Here is an 18,182-nt window from a genome sequence, read left to right as displayed (position 1 = left end):
AGAGTTGCACATAAGACTTGCCCTTGGCGACGACGCCCTCGGTTCGCTCGCTGGCCCTCGGTGGGTCCGGTTTGCTGGCGGGTACCCGTCGGCGTCTCGGACGGCGACCGGTCGTCGATCGGGAGCCGAATCTTCAAGACGCGACCGGGCGAGTGATCGGACATGGCCAGCCCAGATGCGGGAATCTACGCGCGCGAGTTCGAGTTTCTCGACCGGTACGTCCAGTTCGGGGCGGCGGGCGAGAAGATCATCCAGCTGTCGTTCCCCGAGCAGCCGGCAGCGGAGAGTCGAGCCGACCACGACCTCCTCGACCGAATCGAGGCGTATCTAAGCAACGAGACGGACGATTTTCGTGACGTCGACGTCGGCCTGACCGTCTCTACCGAGCGCCGGAGCGTGCTCGAAGCGGTCCGGGAGATCCCTTACGGCGAGGAGGCCGGCGTCGACCAACTCGTTCGGATGGCCCCAGTGCTCGATCCGAACGACGACGAGAGTCGACGGATCGTCAGGGAGGCCCTCGCGGACAACCCGGTCCCACTGGTGATCCCCGACCACCGCGTCCGGGACGGCCCCAGCGGCGCGCCGCCGGCAGTCGAGCAGAAACTCCGGAGCATCGAGGGACTCTGAGACGGATTATTGTAGATCTTTACCGGATTGACCGCACACCGTGGTGCGGTCGACCGGGAAAACGGCTACAATAATCCGTATGAGACGCGTTCGGGACGACACTCGCCTTCGACCGGGCGCGGACCCGAGGGCCACACGTTTATGTAATACGGCGTAGTTGGACGCAAACATGCCGACGATCAGTGCGCGTCTCTCCGACGAGGAGCAGGCAGAGCTGGACGCCGTCGCAGAACTGCTCGCAGAGGACCGCTCGACGACGATCAGGAAGGCCCTCGACGAGGGGCTGGAGACCCTCCGGATTCGGGTCGCGGTCGAGCGCTACCAGTCCGGCGACGTGTCGGCCGCCGAGGCCGCACAGCTGGCCGATCTCTCGATCGCCGAGTGGCTCGACGTGGCCCGGGAGCGGAACCTCACGACACAGCTCGCGCTGTCGGATCTGGAGCTCGACGCCGACACCGCGACGGAGCTATGAGTCGGATCTACGTCGGTCCGACGGCGGTGTACAGCCTCGGACAGGTCGGCGAACTCTCTTTGCTGACCTCTTTCGACGGCGACGTCGTCGTGCCCCAGCCCGTCCGGGAGGGCTCGACCGTCGAGCCGACGGCGACGAACCTCGACGAGTTGCTCGACGGCGACGACGTACGAGCGATCACCGAAGCCGACGCCGACATCGAGCACGCGCAGCGACTCCTCGGCGAGAAGGACGTGGGGACGGCGGCGTCGGTGATCGCGGGAGTCCTGGCGCGTCGGGACCCCGACGATCGATCGGCCGTCGCCGTCGTCTCGGAGGATCGGACCGTCCGCCAGATGTGTCGCGGACTCGGTGCCCAGGTCACCAGCAGCTTCGGCGTCGTCGTCCGGGCGACGCTAGAAGACAAGTACCTGAGCCCGCGACAGGCAAAGCGGATCGTCCGCCGGATCGACCAGCACGGGATGCACCTGACCGGCGAACTCCGCGAGCGCGCCGTCGGCGAAATCGGCGACTAGGGTGACACCGCTTGGGACGCCGACGAGTCCTCGCGAACGAGGATGTAGATCAGCAGTCCGATGACACCGCCGACGAACGTGACGACGGCCCACAGCGTCGCGGTGTCCATGCCGCGGTCGGTGGCGTCGGTGTACACCCAGTACGACACCCACACCCACAGCGCGGTGATTGCGAGGCCGAACAACAGAAACACCAGGAAGAATCCAGCCTGGAGGGGGACCATTTGGAACACGCGTGGCTGGTGTCGTGGGTCCAATAAAAATCGTGTGGTAGCCGTCGAGAGCCGCTCGCTACGGACTGAGTCGCTGCCGATCTGACGAGACTCGCCTCGCTCGCCTCGTTGGTTCCCAACGTCTTCGCCCTACGGGCTCAGACGTTGGCGATCTCGCGGGAACACCTGAAGACGGTCCTGCTCGCCTCGCGTTGCTCGGCTGCGCGGGCCTGCGACTTCCGAGCACCCGCTCAACTGCCAGCGACCAGTCCTAGGGACTGAGTCGCTGCCGATCTGACGAGACTCGCCTTGCTCGCCTCGTTGGTTCCCAACGTCTTCGCCCTACGGGCTCAGACGTTGGCGATCTCGCGGGAAGAGAACGGCTTCGCGGATGTTGCCGAGTCCGAGCATCGTCATGATGAGGCGTTCGCCGCCCAGTCCCCAGCCAGCGTGTGGGGGCATGCCGTACTTGAACATCTTCGTGTAGTAGTCGAAGGCTTCGGGATCGAGACCCTGCTGTTCGAACCCTTCGACGAGGTGGTCGTAGCGGTGTTCGCGGGCACCGCCCGAGACCAGTTCCATCGACGGGTGCATCATGTCGAAGCCGGTCGAGACCTCGTCGTCTTTGTCCATGATGTAGAACGGCTTGATCTCGCTTGGCCAGTCGGTGATGAAGTAGTGCTCGCCCACGTCCTGGCCGAGCGCGTGTTCGCCCTCGGTCGGCAGGTCGTCGCCCCAGACGAGCGGCTCGTCGAGTTCGCCGGTGGCATTGATGCGCTCGATTGCCTCCTCGTAGGTCAGGCGCGGGAACTCGCCGTCGGGTGCCTCGAACTCGTCGGCCAGGTCCAGCGCTTCGAGCGCGTCCTGACAGTTCGCCTCGACGGCCTCGTAAGCGGCCTTGACGACGGCCTCACAGGCGTCCATCGCTTCGGTGTGATCGGCGAAGGCCGACTCGAAGTCGATCGAGGTCGCCTCGTTGAGGTGGCGCGGCGTGTTGTGTTCCTCGGCGCGGAAGATCGGGCCGATCTCGAAGACTCGCTCCAGTCCAGAGCCGACCATCAGCTGCTTGAACAGCTGGGGGCTCTGGTTCATGAACGCTTCCTGGCCGAAGTAGGTGATCGGGAACAGTTCCGTCCCGCCCTCGGTGCCGGTGGCGACGATCTTGGGCGTGTTGATCTCCGTGCAGCCGAGTTCGCGGAACTGTTCGCGCACCGCGCGCAGCACTTCCGCGCGGATCTCGAAGATCGCCTTGACCTCGTCCTTGCGGAGGTCCAGCGTGCGGTTGTCCAGTCGGGTCGACAGCTCGGCGTCGACCTTGCCGGAGGGGTCGAGAGGCAGTTCGGGGTCGGCCTCGCTGATCACGTCGACCGACGCGGGCGTGACCTCGACGCCGGTCGGTGCGCGGGGCTCTTCTTCCACGTCGCCCGTCACGGAGATGACGGACTCGCGGTGGACGTTCAGACCCGTCTCGACGAGGTCGTCGTCCATCTCGTCTTTCTCGAACTTGACCTGAATCTTTCCGGTCGTGTCTCGGAGGATGAGGAATGCGATGCCACCGAGGTCGCGCACCTCGTGGACCCAGCCGGCGACGGTGACCGTGTCACCGGGCTCGGCGTCTGCCGTGTACGTTCGATCGTCCATGGGCGTTCGTTTGACGGGCGGGACTTAAACTCCGTTTATTCTCTCTCGTCGATTGCGTCCCGTGACAGTCCGCGGATCGTCTCGGGAGCCACGTCACAGCGATCCCAGGCCGGCAGTCGACGGTCCTCACCGGGGTCGGCCACCCCACGGACGTACTCCCGGACCTGCTCGCGCTCGCTGGCAGCGTCGTAGGCCAGCCCGTTGAACCGCGCGTCGGCGGCGTACTGGTCGACGAGCGCGTCGGCAGCGGTCGTGTACGCGTCCCGGAGGCGGTCGTAGTCGACGGCGACGCCCTGGTCGTCGAGCACCCGGAAGAGCGCACTCCCGACCGCCTCGCACATGTCGCCCAGTCCCGACGGGCCGCCGACCGAACGGTGGTCGTGCTCGTGGGTCCCCAGGTCGACCTGTGCGCTGCCGGAAAAGCCCGCCGCGTCGTAGGCGTCCCCGAGCGTGCCGATCTCCAGTCCCCAGCCGGGCTGGGCGCGGAGCGATCTGGCGACCGCGCTCGTCGCGGCGAACTCGCCGGCCAGCGCGTAGCGGAACGACAGGAGGTAGTCGATCACCGGATGATCGACCGTCTCGTCGAGGGCGCGCAAGAGCGGGCGGACGAACAGGCGAAACAGCCGCCCGTAGAGCCGTCCGTCCTCGACGCGGGCGTAGTAGCCCTTGGCGAAGCTGTGGTCGCCGGCCAGCGGTGCGAGCAGCTTCGGGACGTGCTCGGCCCCGTAGCTCGTGGCGTCGGCGTCGTGGACCACCACGTAGTCGTGGCGCGCGGCAACGCCCAGCGCGAGCCACACGTCTCGGCCTTTGCCGGCCTCGGCGACGAGGTCACGCTCGCGGAGGTGCTCCTCGACGCGGGGCGCGTTGCACCACAGTACCTCGGCGTCGAAGTCGAAGCCGTCGATCCACTCGGTCACCGCGACCACCTCGCCCGGGCTGGCCCGCAACGGGACGTACACCTGCTCGGGATCGACCGACGCCACCGTCGAGAGGACGTGCTCGGCCGCGAGGCTGGCGTGCTCGCGCTCGGTCATGGGGACGACGACCGCGGCCCGATCGGTCGGCGCGTCGGGGTTCGTGCCGTCGTAATCGTGTAGCGTAGCGATCCGTTCCTGGACGTACTCCATCACCACTCACTTCGACTCCGTGGGCAAAAGCGGCGTGCCTACGCCCGCGCCCCCGTCGGCAACTGTCCGTCGACGTACAGTCCCATCAGCGCGACCAGGACGACGGCCAGGACCGTCGCGAGCCAGGTGAAGATCGTCTCGAAACCGTAGCCAGCCGACGAGAGCGTCCCGACGAGGGAACTCCCCGAGGCCTGGATGATCATCATCGTCCCGCTGTAGACGGCGTAGGCGCTCCCGCGGTGGTGGTCGGGGAGCGAGCCCAGCAGGTAGGTGTCGACCGCGGGAAAGAGGCTGTGGATCACGTAGCCGAGAACGGCGCTGAGGACGGCCAGCCCGAGGTAGCTGGACAACAGCGTCGTGGCGTACACGCAGGCCAGGAACCCGCCGATGATCGAGAGGATGTAGGGCAACACCGGCAGTCGGTCGGCCAGCCGCCCGGAGACGAAGAAGGCCGGCACGCCAGCGCCGAACGCGATCGTCAGCAGCTGATTCGCCTGGGAACCGGTCAGCCCTTTCGCGAGGAAGTACTTCACGTAGAAGTTGAACAGGCCGTTCCAGACCAGCCCGGTGACGCCGATGACGGCGACACCGGCGAGGATGATCCGCCACTGGTGCCGTGCGGCTCCGAGGAAGGCGGTGTCCTCGTCGCCGGCGTCGGGCATCTCCGTCCGACGAGCAGTGAGCGCGAAGGCGATCCCGGAGACGACCGCCGCGACCGCGATCGCGCGAAAGACGGTGCGCCAGTCGCCGAACCCGATGGCGACACCGACGATCGCCGGTGCACTGACGGCTGCGAACTGACTGGCGGTGCCGTGGATCCCCAGGGTGGAGCCGACCCGGTCGGGAAACAGTTCGCTCGCCAGGGGATTGCCCGCGATGAAGTACGAGCCGCTGGCGAGTCCCATCAGGAAGGCCCCCACCATCACGGCCGGGACGCTGTTGGCGAGCGACGTGGCGACGGCCGCGACCGCCAAAATCCCCGAGGACGCGAGGATGACGGCGCTGCGAGAGATTCGCGTCAGCAGGTAGCCGGTCGGGATGCGGGGCAGCGCGCTCCCGAGCCACGCGAGCGTCGCGATGGTCCCCAGCGCGGCGTCGTTGGCGTCGAGTGCGCCACCGAGTGGCTCCAGCAGGGGCGCGAACACGACCCGAGCGAGGTTGACCAGGAAGACCAGCCCCAGCAACGACCCGAAGACCGTTCGGCGAGACACGCTAACTGGTCGGTCAGTCAACGGCACAAACCTTCCGGTCCGTCGCGAGCCTTTTTACCCTCGGCCGTTCCACCACCAGCCATGGACTCAGTACGGTCCGGACTGCGGGCGGGGGATCTGGAGAAGGACAACTACGGGCGGCTCTCCTGTACCAGCTGTGACCAGGAGCTGGGAACGGAGAACGATCCCGACGAGATCGGAAAGATCCGCGTCTGTCCGAACTGTGAGAGCAAGTGGCAGGAGATGTAGCTACTCGAAGACGGCGTCGAACGCGCTCGCACCGAGTGGTTCGTACCGGCCGGCGGCGACGTTCTCGACGACGTGCTCGGGCGATCCCATCCCCACCAGCGCGGACGTGACGCCCGGCGGCGACCGGGCGAAGTTGATCGAGCGCTGGACGCTGGTGTCGCCGTCGAGTCTGGCCGCGATATCGTCGGGCAGCCCCGTCGACAGCTCCCCTTGCATGATCGACGCGCTGGTAAACACCGACAGCTCGGCCTCGTGTGCGAACCACAGCGCCGACTGGGTGTCCTCCGCACCCTCGTGGGCCTCGACGGTGAAGGCGTCGGCCATCTGCACGTTGAAGGGAAGCTGGACCCCGCGAAAGCCCGTCGTCTCGTTGTCGACCGTGTCGGCCGCCGACTGTGCACGGCGCACGATCTCGGGCAGTGAAAGATAGCTGTCGTGGTCCGCGGGCACCCGGAACGCGTCCCACGTCGCCACGCCGTAGTGTCTGATGTCCCCCGCCGCGCGGCGTCGCTCCAGGCGCTCGAAGGTCGCTTCGAGCTGGTCGTACACCGCCGCTCGCGAGTTCGCTTCGAGCTGTGTCTCCGGGTTGTGGACGTAGTAGAGGTCGATCGTGTCCACCCCGAGGTTCTCCAGCGAGCGGTCGAGCTGGTCCTCGATGAACGCCGGTGCGATGCAGTGGTGCCCGCGGACGAGGTCGTCGCTGTCGACGATGCCGGTGTCGAGATACTCCGACCTGACGTACGCGCCGGGATCGCTCGGACGGTCCTCGTCGAAGGGGACGAACCCGCCTTTCGTCGCCACGAGGACCGCCTCTCTGTCGACCGGCCCCGTCCGGACCACGTCGCCGACGACGCGCTCTGAGCGCTGGTGTCGGTAGTTGATCGCCGTATCGACGACGTTGATCCCCGAGCGGAGCGCGTCGGCGATCGCTTCCCGGTAGCGCTCGTCTTGCTCGTCGGTCGGGTCCCCCAGGTAGGTGCCGACGCCGATACTGGAAACGACACAGTCGCCGAACCGCCTGAAGTACGTGCGGGCGAAGTCGTCGTGGTCGTCACGGTAGGCCCAGGTCGCCGACTGAGTTGCCATAGTCGTCGTTGGCTCTCGACCGCCAAAAGCGGTCAGATGTCGCCGGCCATCGCGTCGAACAGGTGCCCCTTGAAGTCGGCCATCGCGACGCCGCTGCCCGGTCCGATCCCGTTCATGTGATCGATCGAGAGCTGGCCCCCGCCCATCCGGGCGTGGCCGCCCGCCGACCCCATCGGAATGTCGTCGACGACCGCCTGGAGGACATTGCCCATGTGGACACGATCGTCGCGCGAGCGCCCGGAGAGGTGCAGCGTGTCCTCTTTCCGCCCCATCACGACGACCGCCGTCACACCCTCCAGTCGGAGCAGTTCGTCGGCGGCCTGTGGAATCGCGTCCACGTTCGAGATCGCACCCACGTCGCTGATCGCGAAGGCGTTCTCGATCTGGCGGTCGGTGATCGCACGGGCTTTCACGTCTAACACCTCGGCGTCGACCTGTGGGTTCGCGATTCTGTCGAGCAGGTCTTCGTCGATTCCGTCGTAGAGGTATTCGGCCGCCGAGAACTCCGCGGACGAACACCCCTTCGTGAGCTGCTTGGTGTCCGACTGGATGCCGTAGAGCAGTCCCGTCGCGACCTGTTGGTCGATCTGCTCGTCGTCGTCGGCCGCCGCGTCGTCGTCGGCCAGTTCCCAGTCGAGTTCCTCGAAGTACTCCGCGAAGATCGTCGCACAGGCACCGTATCCGGTGCGCACGTCGGAAAACTCCGACCCCTCGCCGCCGCCGGGGTGGTGGTCGATGACGGCGATCGGATCGATGGTCTCCGCGCCGGGAAAGCCGCGCGCCTCGTTGTGGTCGACCAGGACGACCTCGTTTTCCTGTAGCTGGCCGGCCTTCTCGATGCGATCGAAGTCCAGGTCGAGAACGGTCTGAAATGCACGGTTTTCCTGGTGGCGAATCTGTCCGGGGTAGTACAGCGTCGGCGACGAACCGGCCTGCGCCGCCAGCCTGCTGACGGCCAGCGCACTCGACATCGCGTCCGGATCGGGATTCGGATGCATCAACACGGCGATCTCGTCGGTCGACGCCAGCAGTCGCTGGAGGCGTTCGGCCGGCGATCGGCGGAGTCTGTCGATCGCGAGCCGGACCCCGACGAGAAAGACGAGGAGTCCGACCACCACGAGCGCGGCCACCAGCGGCGATTCACGCGCGAACACGGTGACGCTATCGACGACTCGCTGGAGGCCACCTACTTGCCAGATCGGCATACGGACGCAGTTTTCAGCGTCACCGGATAAGAAGTTTCCCCTGGTCTGATACGTGTGGCCGTCAGTTCCCGGCCCGGTAGCGCTCGATCGCGTCGCGGTACCCCGACCGGAAGGTCGGATGGGCGAACTCGTAGCCCAGCGAGTGCAGTCGGTCGTTCGAGCAGCGCTTGCTCGTCTGGATCCGACGACGCGCGGTCTCCGAGAGATCGTCGTCCGCGAGACGCTCGCCCGTGGTCTGTTTGGGTGGCTCTGCGACGCCACACTCGTCGGCCAGCCAGTCGGCGAAGGCCCACTTCGAGACCGGTTCGTCGTCGACGACCAGCACGGTCTCGTCGCGCGCCACTCCCTCGCGGAGGAAGAAAGCGACCGCGCCCGCCGCGTCCGCGCGGTGAACCATGTTCAGGTACCCCTCGGTGACGGGACCGTCGAGGTACCGCTCCAGCCGGTACCGGTCGGGACCGTACAGTCCGGCAAAGCGGGCGACGGTCCCGTCGATGCCGCGGTCCAGCGCCCGCTCCCTGGCGATGCGCTCGGCCTCGGCGAGGACCCGCGTCTTGTCGGTCTGGGGGTCGAGCGGCGTCGTCTCGTCGACCCAGTCGCCGTCGTGGTCGCCGTACACGCCCGTACTCGACGTGTACACGAGCCGCGCTGGCGACTCGTCGCGCGCTCCGAAGTGGTCGATCACCGTCTGAAGGCCCTCGACGTACACCCGGCGCGCCGCGTCGGCTCCCCGCCCGCCGGAACTGGCAGCGAAGACGATCGCGTCTACGTCGGGGACGGCAGCGAGCTCGTCGGCCTCGGTCACGTCGGCCCGGACCGCCGTGCCACCGGCGTCCTCGATCGCCGCCGTGGCGTCTGGAGAGCGGCGTACACCGATCACGTCGTGGCCCGCGTCGGTCAACTGGCGACAGAGCGCCAGCCCGACGTACCCGCAGCCGAGGATGGCGACCCGCATCGGTTACCCCTCGCGCTGGGCGATGAACTGGTGGAGGAGGGCGTACTCCGCGACAGTCATCGGAAACCGGCCCTCGACCTTCTGCTGGATCTCCTTCGGTTCGAGCTGGCCGTCGACACCCGACGCGAGCGTTTCCACGTCCAGGACCGCCGTCGTCATCCCCATCAGGAGGATGTCTCGCGCGTCCGCCGCGATCGTGTCGGCGTGGGGACGGTCCTCGTCGAGCGCCAGGATCGCCGCGGCTTCGGTGAGTTCGATCTCCGGGGAGGCACCGTCGAGGAGTGCCGTGAGCCGGTCTCGGTCCAGCGGCGTCTCGTCGACGGCCCGGTCGACGCCGACCGATTGGACGGTCTCGGCCAGCCGCGTCTCGTAGGCCCGCCGGAGAGTCTCTGGTGACTGCTCGCCCGCGTCCTCGAATTCGCCTCTGAGCATACTCACCCTACAGGACGGGCCTACAAGTCAGTGTCACTCCGGTCCCGGATCGGGCCACCCCTCGGACTCCTCGATCGCGACGCCGTTGGTGTCGCCAACGCCGGTCTTGCCCGGCGGCACGACGACGAGGACCGTCGCCGTGGCCTCGAAGTCGACGCGGGTGGACCGCCCGAGCCGCTCGGGAGACCCGTCGTCGTCGACGTCGAGAGAGACGTTCTCGCCGTCTCTGGCGTAGACGAACTCGCCGCCGGGCGTCGTCGGCCGCCCCTGGGAGACGCGCACGCCGAAGCGGGCGTACTCGCCACGGACCGTGACGTGCCAGACGTTCGTCGTGGCGTACCACGAGCCCGGTACGGGTGCCAGCGGGAGTCCGGCCGGCATCGCCTCGAACGTGTCGTTCACCACCGCACCGTAGGCGCGCTTCGTGGCCCGTTCCGCACCGGCGGCAGCGGCCTCGCGGGCCAGCTCCCGCGCGACCGTCTGCGTGCGCGATCGGCTCGCGTCGACGGCGTCGGTGTCCGGTCGTCCGCCCTGCTCCCGTAACGTCGCGCGGCGCGTGGCGTTCAGTCGGATGGCGAGCCGGTCGCGTGCAGCCACCGAGAGGTCGGCCCGCTCGCCGGCGAGAGTGACGAGTCGGTGGCTGACGGAGCCGTTCGCCAGCGCCAGCGCCCGAGCGTGGGTCGTCTGCCACGGCGCGAGCGCGTCTCGAAGCATCGCCTCGCGCTCGCTGGCACTGCCGGCGACGCCCCGTCGGGACAGCACCGACCGCTGGCCGTCGAGCACGTGCTCGTTCGCCGATGCGACTTCCCGTCGGAGGGTGTCGCGTTCGCGGGTCAGCGCCGAAACGTTCTCGGCGTGGCGTTCACGCTGGCTCGCGTCCGTCCGTCGAACTTCCTCGCCCTCCACAGCGGCGGCGTTTGCCTCGGCGAGCGTCGCGTTGGTCGCCTTCAGCGTCCGGGCCGCCGTGTCGAGTCTGACTCCCGATCGATCGCCGAACAGACCGTCGACCAGCGAGTCCGAGACGGTCTGGTGGGGCACGGTGAAGACGTTGACGTTGCGCGCGACCAGCGGGTGAGACTCGTTCTCGATCGCCGGGTCGTCGTCGTGGCTGAGCGAGGCCTGCGTGAGGTAGGCCGGTGCGCCGTCGGCCGTTAGCGCGACCGGACCCCCGACACCGTCCAGTCGCGGCTGACGATCTGACGGCGGCCGTCCGCGAGCGTCGAGTCCCTCGCGCAGCGTCTCGATCGACGTACCGGCCTCGTCGAGCCGATCGCCGAACGCGTCGGCCCTGCCACGCCGGTCGTCCGCCCGCGCCCGGAGGCGGGCCTGCACGCGGTCGAGGTACGCGACCCGGACGGCGATCCGCGCCTTCGTCGCCGCGCTGTCGTAGCTGGACGGTGCGTCGATCAGCCGCGTCCGCTCTCGCTCGACGGCCCGTGCCAGCGCTGCCGGCGGGTTCGATTCGTACGACCCGACACGTCCCTGCCGCACCTCGACGGCGACGGACCGGACCCGTTCTCGGAGCCCCATCAGATCCCGATACGCCCACTCGGAGGCGTTCGCGGGCACGTCCAGTGCGATCGTGTGAACGTCAGAGTTCGGCCCGCTGTGGACCGCGTATTCGAGGGCCGCGGATCGGCCGCCCTGGCTGTCGATCAGTCGCCCGATCGCGCGTTCGCGAGCGTCGGCGAGGTTCGGTCCGTCCAGCGGGCCGGCACCGCGCTGGTGGGCTCGCCGGATCGGTCGAACGGGTGCCTGCGACGTGCGGTCGTGACGGCCGACGACCGCGAGGGTGACGGTCTGTCGGCTCGTGCCCGTCCTGTCGGTGGTCCTCCGCTCGATCTCGACGCTCCCGTTTGGCCCCTCGACTCGGCGCTGCCAGACTGCTACCGCTCGCTCCGTAACGACCGTCTCTCGCCCGTAGGTCTCGAACTCGTGCCAGCCGTCGGGGATCGGTGGCGGCGCGACGGAGACGTTCCGGTGGCGGAGCGATCGCTCACGGCGCTTGTCGACGCGCGTCCAGTTCGAGCCGGCGGGGCGTGGTGCCGACACGCCGACGTGGCGGTCGCCCTCGACGCGGCAGACCGTCCGGACCTCGACGCTGTAGGCGTCCCGTATCGTGCTGTCGATGGCTCCGTCGTCGAGCACGTCGACGAACGCTCTGTCTGCCGTCTCGTTGACCGCGATCTCGCGCCGGTCGTCGGGACTCGACCGGCGCGGTGGCTCCAGTCCCTCGATGTCGCTCGCCGCTGGCTTCGTCGGACCGCTCAGAACGGCGTCGGTCACGCGCGAGTCGGTCCCCGTGGCGACGGTGAGATCGCGTGCCGTCGTCCGTGCCGCCGCGACCGCGAGCGTGCGACGGCCCCGTGGATCGGCGTGGCCGATCGTCTCGCGCTGGAGGTCCAGCAGTGCCTCGTTGGTGACGACGCCCACGTGCTGGTTCGAGACGACGTTGCTGATCGGCACCTCGCCGTACTGGAGGTAGCCCCGCGACCACGCCAGCGCGTACAGCTGGGTCGTCAACCGCTGGCTCAGCCCTCGCTCCGTCACCCCGGCGTCGAGTCGCCGCTGGTAGGTACTGACTCGATCGTGGGCCGCGAGCACCGGCGTCACGACGGTGACGGTCGGAGCGATCGTCGTCCGAGAGCGCACCTGCCCGCCGCGGTGGGTCCGAACCGTCACGTTCTCGACGGTCACCCGGATCGCGGTGCCGTCGTCGTCTGCCCGTTCGATCGTCACGCGGTCGATGGCGGCGCGGCGCTCGGCCCGCGTCTCCGTCGAAGGCAGCGAGACCGAGCCGGTGACCTCGCCACGACGGACCGCGACCCGAGAGAGGCGATCGCGGGCCTGTAGGTAGATCCGGAGCCGTAGCGCGTCGCGAAACGCCGTCTCTTCGCCGAGAAGGCGACCGGCGGCGGTGTCGGCCGGATCGACGACGGGGTCCGCTGCGGCCGCCCGGCTGGCGGTCGTCACGGCCTCGCGCAGTTCCGTCTGTGCGGTCGCGGTCGTCCGTTCGGTGACCACCTCGGTCTCGCTGTCGGCGGGTGGACGCCCCGGATCGATCGTCGTCGCAAGCGTCGCGCTGCTGACGAGCAGGAGGACGCCGATCAGTGCGAACGGCACGCGGCCACGATCGTCCATCACGGCGACCACGTCCTGACGACGATTCGCACCTCGTCCGTCGAGACGGCGCGGGCCGTGGCCGCCGGTGTCTCGAATCGGTCGCGCATGTCGGCCGCGAACCGGTCGGCCAGCGCAGCCGTGAGCCGGTCGTTCGTCGCCGCGACGGAGCCGTTCTCCAGGTCCAGAGCCGGCGCGTCGGTGAGTCTGGCGACGCGGCGGTAGCGGTGGGCCGCCAGCGTGTCGGCCGGCGCGTCCCCCCGGAGCGCGACGCGGCTCTCGGCGGGCGAGAAGAACCCCTCGACGACCGCCGCCGCGACCACGTGCGCGACGCCGTCCGTGCCGTCGGTCCGGGCGGCCTCGCGTGCGCGCTCGTCCACTGGCGCGACGCCGCTGTCGACGGTGAGCCGAGCCGCACGTACGTCGGCGCTCGCGGGCGGTGTCGGTCCGGCGTGGACGCGACCGCTCAGGGGCGCACCGTCGTAGGGTTCCCAGACGGCGGTGACGCCGACGGCGGTCGCGCGGCGCTCGACGGCGGCGTGAGTCTCGTTGCGAACCGCTCGCTCGAACCCGCCGCCGGCAGGGGCGATTCGCTCGCCGTCGAGCGTCGCGGCGGTCCGCGTGGCTGCCGCGAGGAGCCCGGCGACCGTCCCGTGTGCCGTCCGGTCGAAGTCGCCGCTGTGGCCGTAGCTGACCCCGTCGCTGTGGTTGTTTCGCGGCGTCAGTTCGTAGTCGACGCCGACGGTGGTGGTCGCCAGCGCGGTCGCCGTCTCGTCGGCGTGGTCGTCCCCCGACTGCGGCGTGTCGAGGCCACCTGTCCCGGCGACGAGCGTCCCGACGGCACCCCCGAGCAGGAGGAGGAACAGCGTCGTGTCGACGACGGTGCTGATCGCTCTCATCGCCACACCGCCACCCGGAGGCGGCCCGCGTCGACGTGGGCCGGCTTCGTCCGGACGCTCACCTGCTCGCTCGCGGTCCCGGCGTCGTCTGGCGGGACCGGTCCCACCCGCCACTGTCGGCCGTCGGCGGTCACGCTCACGTTCGTGTGATAGCCCGACGGACCCGCGTCGACGGCGTCGGAGAGCCGTCCGGGCTCGACGACGCCAGCGGGCGCGAGGTGATCGTCGACCGCCGAAAGTGTCGTCTCGGGCAGTTCTCGTTCGCGTTCGCCCGGCAGTGTGTCGTCGAGGACGCCAGCGTAGAGCGACAGGGCGATCGAGACCGCGGCGACCGCGACGAGGGCAACGATGGGCTCGACCTGTCCCCTATCCCACGAGCGTGACACTGGTCTCACCCCACTGGACGCGTCGCACGTCGATCTCCGTCGGTGCCTGTCGCCACTCCCCTCTGGACTGAGCGTCCGCGACCGCCTGCTCGAAGGCCGCGCTCGTCTCGAAGACGCTCGCTGGCGGCTGCCCGTAGAGGACGAGCGCGAGCCGATCGTCCGCCAGTGTGGGCGTCACGGGGCCGTACGCGAACGTCGCACTCGCGGTCCCGCCGTCGTTACGCAGCGAGAGCTGGCGAGGACCGAGCCGGATCGCCGTCGCGTCGATCGGAACCGTCGCTCTTGCGTCTGGCGGTCCGACGGCGACGCGATCGACGGCGTCGGCTGCTGTGGTCGCGTCGGGCGGTGCGGTCGTGGGGAGCGCGACGACGACGCCGAGCACCGCGACGCTGACGGCCGCGACGCCGAGCCACGCGTACAGTGCGTCGACCGGGACCTCGAACATGGCACGCCCTCGCCGCGCCTTCGGACTTAAACCCTCACACGAGCGAGGTCGCGCCGACGAACGCGGTGAGGTACGTCGCCGTCGCGGCCAGCAGCGCCAGCCCGACGCGATAGCCGACCAGCGACCGGTCGAGCCCGTCGGTCAGCCCGGTCGCCAGCGTCGTCAGGACGATCGCGAGCACGAGGACGTACCACCCGACTGCGAGGCCGAGATCGGCGGTCGCGACACTCCCGCCGAGGGGGCCGGCCGATCCCATCGCGGCCGACAGCGCGACCGTCGCACCGCCGACGAGTGGCGCGAACACGGCCGCCGTGTTCGAGAGCGTGTTCGTCACCTGTGCGACCGCACGGCGGTTCGCCTGCTCGGCCTCGTCGATCGTCTGGAGGTGATCGGCCATCGCCAGCAGGGCGTCCCCGGCGGGCCGTCCCTCCCGAGCCGAGAGAGCCAGTAGCGAGGCCGCGCTCTCGGCCCGTTCGCTCGGCACCGTCGCTAGCGCGCCGCGTTCACCGACGAACGCCGTCCGGAGGTCGACCCCGAGGCGACGCTGGCGACCGGCCACCTCGGCCAGCACCGTCCCGGTCGCTCCCGGAACCGCCGTGGCGGCATCTTCGACGGCGCGCTCGGTCGCGGTCCCCCGTGTGACGCGCCGGCCGATCAGCGACAGCGCGTCGGGGAGCCCCGCTTCGACCGCCTCGACGGTCGACCGGACCGACTGCATCGGCTGGAAGGCGACCACCAGCGCAGTCCCCAGACCCGCCCCGGCCGCGGCGACGAACCCCATCCAGTCAGAGAGGACGAGGCGGACCGACCAGCCGGCGAGGAGAGCGGCCGCGATGCCGGCTACGGCGGCGTGTGTCGGACGAGACCACACGTCCGGATGGGATCGGCGTATCGGCGTCGGCCGGAACGCGACCGGCCGCTTGGTCAGCAGCCAGGCGCTGGCGAGGGTGACGGCGAGTGGCAAGAGCACGTCGTAGACGACCACGAGCAACGACAGCGGTGCCGGCACGCCGGCCGCGCCCAGCGCGGGCAAGAGCGCCACGAGTGCGAGGGGCAACAGGACGCCGAAGGCGTACAGCGCGGTCGCCGGCCCGCTGATCGAGGCCGCGAACGCGGCCGTCCGGTCGTGGATGCCGTCGAGGACCGTCGTCCGAGCGCGTTCGAGCGTCGCCCCGCGCTGCTGGGCCGGTTCCCGCCCGGCGCTCTCGACGAGCGAACACGCGCGTTCCAGTTCCGGCAGCCACGGTCGCCACTCGCGCCCGAACGCCTGGAGACCGGTGTTGGGTCCGTTCGCCGTCCGGCGGACGTGACTCGCCAGACTGTCGGCCAGCGCGCCCGGAACGGACCGGGCACCGAACGCCGCGGCGGCCCCCGGTGCCGGCGTCAGGGACAGCCGCATCGTGAGCCGAGTCACGAGCGCCGGTGCGTCGCCCAGCGCCTCCGCTCGCCGGACGCTTGCGAACGCGACGACGAGCTTCGTCGTGGCGAGCACGACCGCGGCACAGACGAGACAGCACCCGGCGACTGCCAGTCCGACACTGTCGCCCAGGACGGTCTGAACGAGGAGGCCAACCAGAGCCAGCGCGACGGCTGCCACGTAGCTCGCCCCCATGACCGTCTCGGCGTCGACGCCCCAGCCGAGGAAGGCGACCGCACGCCGGAGCTCTGAATCGGGCGACACCGAGAGGGGCCAGCACCGCGCGACCGCCCGGAGCAGCGCCCGTTTCATGCCTCGACCGGCCGGCCAGTTCGGCGTTCCCGGCGTCTGATCTCGTCCGTGCGCTCGGTCAGTCCCGCACGCACGTCGGCGTAGGATTCGTCGCTGTCGGCGAGCGCAGCGAGGAGTTCGCTGTTGCCCCGTTCGAGCCGATCGGTCGACTGCAAGCGTCCCTCCCGGAGCCGATACAGCGGCTCGAACGCCACCGCGTCCCCGGCGGAGACGACCTCCTCGATCGCCGCGACGCGACGCGCCGGTCCGTCGTCGGTCTCGAAGCGCCCCATCGTGACGACCAGATCAGTCGTCGCGAACGACGAGGCGGGCACGTCGAGGTCGGCGACGACGCGTTCGCGCACGTCTTCGCCCCCGTCGCCGTGGATCGTCCCCAGAACGGCACTGCCGCCGGCACCGACACGCATCGCCTCGTAGAGGACCTGGGCCTCCTCGCCGCGGACTTCGCCGACCGCGAGCGCCCCCTCGCCGAGTCTGAGCGCGGTCCGCAGCGTCTCGTCGGCCGGCAGTCCGGGACCGTCGCCCCGCGCCGTCACCAGCGACTGGACCTCCCGTCCGTCGGCCTGGAGCTGTGCGACCGGCAGCTCCGGGGTGTCCTCGATGACCAGCGTTCGCACGCCGGGGTCGAGTTCCCACAGCAACGCGCCCAGCAGCGTCGTCTTGCCCGCTCCGCGAGGGCCGGCGACCAGCGTGGCGGCCGCACGGTCGACCGCCAGCGAGAGCAACGCGGCGGCTGCCGGCGGGACGGTGTCGTTGTCGACGAGCTGTGGGAGCGTCCACACCGTCCGGTCGTGGGCTCGCAGCGCGAAGGCCGGGCCGTCACTGACCGGCGCTGTCGTCCCGGCGATCCTGACCCGCCGGTCGCCGACCGTCGTGGTGGCGTCAAGCGTCGGACTGGCCCGCGAGAACGCCCGTCCGCTCTCGCGGCGGAACTGCGAGGCGAGCGTTTCGACGCCGCGCCGGCTCACCCGGACGTTCGTCGTCGCCAGTTCCCCGTCGACGCGCACCCGCAGCGGGTTCGACGCGACCGGTGCGGTCGCGAACACGTCCGTCACGCGCGGGTCGTCGAAGCACTCGGCGAGGACGCCGTAGCCGGCGGTGTGCCGGTCGAGCACGCGCCCGAGCCGTTCGACCGGCTCGTCGTCGGAAGCGACCGTCCGGATCGCACGCCAGGCGGCACGCTTGCCGGTCACCGTCCCGTCGGCGACGAGTTCCCGGCCGCGTTCGAGCGTCGCCATCGCAGCGTCGTCCAGCGTGGCCCCCAGCGGTTCGAGGTGGTACACCGGGAGGTCGTCGTCGCGTTCGTAGAGTCGCACGCGTCCCCCCGTCGAGAGTCGCCGGCTGTCGCGGAGCCGACCGTCGGCCGGCGGATCGGCGGCGAGACGGGTGTGTCCGATCGTCGGGCCGACGTACGGGGAGAGCGACGCGATCTCGCCGACTCGCCGGGCGCACACCCCCAGACCGGTCTCGGCCGCGATCGACGCGACTGGACCCGCGCGACCGACGGCCTCTCGGGCGGCGTCGATCGGATCGGTCAGGGCCCGTTCGGCGAGGGTCTCGTCATGGAACCGCGTCCGTTCGACGAACCGGCCGGCCGCACAGAGCAGGGCCGCGTGGTCGTCGAGATAGGCCCGTTCGCGACCGTTCGACCGCGTCACCACGCGCTCGGCGTCGCGTTCGGCGAGCGTCTCGACGACCGTCCGGCGACAGGCTGCCGACTCGGCCAGTCGACCGTCGTCTGGACAGTCCGTGGCGTCGACCAGCAGCGTCTCGCCGCTGTCGTTGCGTCCTCGTCGTACTGTACATCCGCAGTCGGAGGCCGGCGTCGAACGGCTGAACCACCCTCGCATGGGCGGCGGTGGCCCCCTCAT

General features: G+C 69.8%; 18 protein-coding genes. 4 read left to right on the top strand and 14 right to left on the bottom strand.

Going from position 1 to position 18,182, the window contains the following annotated elements; genetic code table 11:
- The first annotated feature begins 162 nt into the window (after positions 1-162).
- The 3 genes from ACAH01_RS05445 (at position 163) to ACAH01_RS05435 (ending at position 1,614) form a co-directional block, all read left to right on the top strand.
- Complete coding sequence (locus ACAH01_RS05445) at positions 163-627, top strand: MGMT family protein (protein ID WP_170095037.1); 465 nt, start codon at positions 163-165, stop codon at positions 625-627.
- A gap of 169 nt (positions 628-796) precedes the next feature.
- Entirely contained in the window at positions 797-1,099 is a 303-nt protein-coding gene (locus ACAH01_RS05440) for a UPF0175 family protein (protein WP_018257935.1), read from the top strand.
- A complete protein-coding gene (locus tag ACAH01_RS05435) occupies positions 1,096-1,614 on the top strand; it encodes a hypothetical protein (protein ID WP_170095038.1) in 519 nt (172 codons plus the stop codon). The genes ACAH01_RS05440 and ACAH01_RS05435 overlap by 4 nt, the downstream gene beginning before the upstream one ends.
- Here ACAH01_RS05435 and ACAH01_RS05430 read toward each other — a convergent pair.
- The 4 genes from ACAH01_RS05430 to ACAH01_RS05415 all read right to left on the bottom strand — a co-directional run bounded on the left by ACAH01_RS05430 (position 1,611) and on the right by ACAH01_RS05415 (position 5,769).
- Positions 1,611-1,838: a PLDc N-terminal domain-containing protein gene (locus ACAH01_RS05430; RefSeq protein WP_208627365.1), complete on the bottom strand. Its 228-nt coding sequence runs from the start codon at positions 1,836-1,838 to the stop codon at positions 1,611-1,613. The two genes, ACAH01_RS05435 and ACAH01_RS05430, sit on opposite strands and share 4 nt — an antisense overlap.
- A 330-nt stretch (positions 1,839-2,168) precedes the next feature.
- A complete protein-coding gene (aspS, locus tag ACAH01_RS05425) occupies positions 2,169-3,467 on the bottom strand; it encodes an aspartate--tRNA(Asn) ligase (protein WP_372480494.1) in 1,299 nt (432 codons plus the stop codon).
- Between the two features lie 35 nt (positions 3,468-3,502).
- Entirely contained in the window at positions 3,503-4,594 is a 1,092-nt protein-coding gene (locus ACAH01_RS05420; RefSeq protein ID WP_372480493.1) for a glycosyl transferase family 2, read from the bottom strand.
- Positions 4,595-4,632: 38 nt separating this feature from the next.
- On the bottom strand, positions 4,633-5,769 hold the full coding sequence (locus ACAH01_RS05415; protein WP_372480792.1) for an MFS transporter: 1,137 nt from the start codon (positions 5,767-5,769) through the stop codon (positions 4,633-4,635).
- A gap of 117 nt (positions 5,770-5,886) precedes the next feature.
- On the opposite strand from ACAH01_RS05415, the gene ACAH01_RS05410 reads away from it, so the two are divergent.
- A complete protein-coding gene (locus ACAH01_RS05410; protein ID WP_170095042.1) occupies positions 5,887-6,054 on the top strand; it encodes an HVO_0758 family zinc finger protein in 168 nt (55 codons plus the stop codon).
- On the opposite strand, the gene ACAH01_RS05405 is transcribed toward ACAH01_RS05410, so the two are convergent.
- The 10 genes from ACAH01_RS05405 to ACAH01_RS05360 form a co-directional block, all read right to left on the bottom strand.
- A complete protein-coding gene (locus ACAH01_RS05405; RefSeq protein ID WP_372480492.1) occupies positions 6,055-7,140 on the bottom strand; it encodes an aldo/keto reductase in 1,086 nt (361 codons plus the stop codon).
- A 32-nt stretch (positions 7,141-7,172) separates the two neighbouring features.
- Positions 7,173-8,345 carry a bifunctional oligoribonuclease/PAP phosphatase NrnA gene (locus ACAH01_RS05400; RefSeq protein WP_372480491.1) on the bottom strand — a complete coding sequence of 391 codons (1,173 nt, stop codon included), beginning with the start codon at positions 8,343-8,345 and terminating at the stop codon, positions 7,173-7,175.
- Between the two features lie 61 nt (positions 8,346-8,406).
- Entirely contained in the window at positions 8,407-9,300 is an 894-nt protein-coding gene (locus tag ACAH01_RS05395) for an SDR family oxidoreductase (RefSeq protein ID WP_372480490.1), read from the bottom strand.
- A gap of 3 nt (positions 9,301-9,303) precedes the next feature.
- On the bottom strand, positions 9,304-9,732 hold the full coding sequence (locus ACAH01_RS05390) for a DUF5791 family protein (protein WP_372480489.1): 429 nt from the start codon (positions 9,730-9,732) through the stop codon (positions 9,304-9,306).
- Positions 9,733-9,765: 33 nt separating this feature from the next.
- Complete coding sequence (locus ACAH01_RS05385) at positions 9,766-12,873, bottom strand: hypothetical protein (protein WP_372480488.1); 3,108 nt, start codon at positions 12,871-12,873, stop codon at positions 9,766-9,768.
- Positions 12,873-13,751, bottom strand: a complete 879-nt coding sequence (locus ACAH01_RS05380) for a hypothetical protein (RefSeq protein ID WP_372480487.1) — start codon at positions 13,749-13,751, stop codon at positions 12,873-12,875. The genes ACAH01_RS05385 and ACAH01_RS05380 overlap by 1 nt, the downstream gene beginning before the upstream one ends.
- On the bottom strand, positions 13,748-14,137 hold the full coding sequence (locus ACAH01_RS05375; protein WP_372480486.1) for a hypothetical protein: 390 nt from the start codon (positions 14,135-14,137) through the stop codon (positions 13,748-13,750). Before ACAH01_RS05375 ends, ACAH01_RS05380 begins: the two co-directional genes overlap by 4 nt.
- Positions 14,118-14,582 (bottom strand): hypothetical protein, encoded by a 465-nt coding sequence (locus ACAH01_RS05370; RefSeq protein WP_372480485.1) that lies wholly within the window; start codon positions 14,580-14,582, stop codon positions 14,118-14,120. Before ACAH01_RS05370 ends, ACAH01_RS05375 begins: the two co-directional genes overlap by 20 nt.
- Before the next feature lie 34 nt (positions 14,583-14,616).
- Positions 14,617-16,311, bottom strand: a complete 1,695-nt coding sequence (locus ACAH01_RS05365; RefSeq protein WP_372480484.1) for a hypothetical protein — start codon at positions 16,309-16,311, stop codon at positions 14,617-14,619.
- Complete coding sequence (locus ACAH01_RS05360) at positions 16,308-18,161, bottom strand: ATPase, T2SS/T4P/T4SS family (protein ID WP_372480483.1); 1,854 nt, start codon at positions 18,159-18,161, stop codon at positions 16,308-16,310. The genes ACAH01_RS05365 and ACAH01_RS05360 overlap by 4 nt, the downstream gene beginning before the upstream one ends.
- Between the last annotated feature and the right edge of the window lie 21 nt (positions 18,162-18,182).

Origin of the sequence: Halomicrobium sp. HM KBTZ05, assembly GCF_041530035.1 — an archaeon.
In the GTDB taxonomy this organism is placed as follows: domain Archaea; phylum Halobacteriota; class Halobacteria; order Halobacteriales; family Haloarculaceae; genus Halomicrobium.
The sequence above is the reverse complement of the archived record's forward strand: the minus strand, read 5'-3'. Positions and strand labels throughout refer to the sequence as shown.

What these genes read in the sequence shown, in the direction of transcription:
- ACAH01_RS05395 (WP_372480490.1), bottom strand. Translation starts at nt 9,300, where the DNA reads ATGCGGGTCGCCATCCTCGGCTGCGGGTACGTCGGGCTGGCGCTCTGT.
- ACAH01_RS05410 (WP_170095042.1), top strand. Translation starts at nt 5,887, where the DNA reads ATGGACTCAGTACGGTCCGGACTGCGGGCGGGGGATCTGGAGAAGGAC.
- ACAH01_RS05370 (WP_372480485.1), bottom strand. Translation starts at nt 14,582, where the DNA reads ATGTTCGAGGTCCCGGTCGACGCACTGTACGCGTGGCTCGGCGTCGCG.
- ACAH01_RS05360 (WP_372480483.1), bottom strand. Translation starts at nt 18,161, where the DNA reads ATGCGAGGGTGGTTCAGCCGTTCGACGCCGGCCTCCGACTGCGGATGT.
- ACAH01_RS05435 (WP_170095038.1), top strand. Translation starts at nt 1,096, where the DNA reads ATGAGTCGGATCTACGTCGGTCCGACGGCGGTGTACAGCCTCGGACAG.
- ACAH01_RS05420 (WP_372480493.1), bottom strand. Translation starts at nt 4,594, where the DNA reads ATGGAGTACGTCCAGGAACGGATCGCTACGCTACACGATTACGACGGC.
- ACAH01_RS05365 (WP_372480484.1), bottom strand. Translation starts at nt 16,311, where the DNA reads ATGAAACGGGCGCTGCTCCGGGCGGTCGCGCGGTGCTGGCCCCTCTCG.
- ACAH01_RS05445 (WP_170095037.1), top strand. Translation starts at nt 163, where the DNA reads ATGGCCAGCCCAGATGCGGGAATCTACGCGCGCGAGTTCGAGTTTCTC.
- ACAH01_RS05380 (WP_372480487.1), bottom strand. Translation starts at nt 13,751, where the DNA reads ATGAGAGCGATCAGCACCGTCGTCGACACGACGCTGTTCCTCCTCCTG.
- ACAH01_RS05400 (WP_372480491.1), bottom strand. Translation starts at nt 8,345, where the DNA reads ATGCCGATCTGGCAAGTAGGTGGCCTCCAGCGAGTCGTCGATAGCGTC.
- aspS (WP_372480494.1), bottom strand. Translation starts at nt 3,467, where the DNA reads ATGGACGATCGAACGTACACGGCAGACGCCGAGCCCGGTGACACGGTC.
- ACAH01_RS05440 (WP_018257935.1), top strand. Translation starts at nt 797, where the DNA reads ATGCCGACGATCAGTGCGCGTCTCTCCGACGAGGAGCAGGCAGAGCTG.
- ACAH01_RS05385 (WP_372480488.1), bottom strand. Translation starts at nt 12,873, where the DNA reads ATGGACGATCGTGGCCGCGTGCCGTTCGCACTGATCGGCGTCCTCCTG.
- ACAH01_RS05390 (WP_372480489.1), bottom strand. Translation starts at nt 9,732, where the DNA reads ATGCTCAGAGGCGAATTCGAGGACGCGGGCGAGCAGTCACCAGAGACT.
- ACAH01_RS05405 (WP_372480492.1), bottom strand. Translation starts at nt 7,140, where the DNA reads ATGGCAACTCAGTCGGCGACCTGGGCCTACCGTGACGACCACGACGAC.
- ACAH01_RS05430 (WP_208627365.1), bottom strand. Translation starts at nt 1,838, where the DNA reads ATGGTCCCCCTCCAGGCTGGATTCTTCCTGGTGTTTCTGTTGTTCGGC.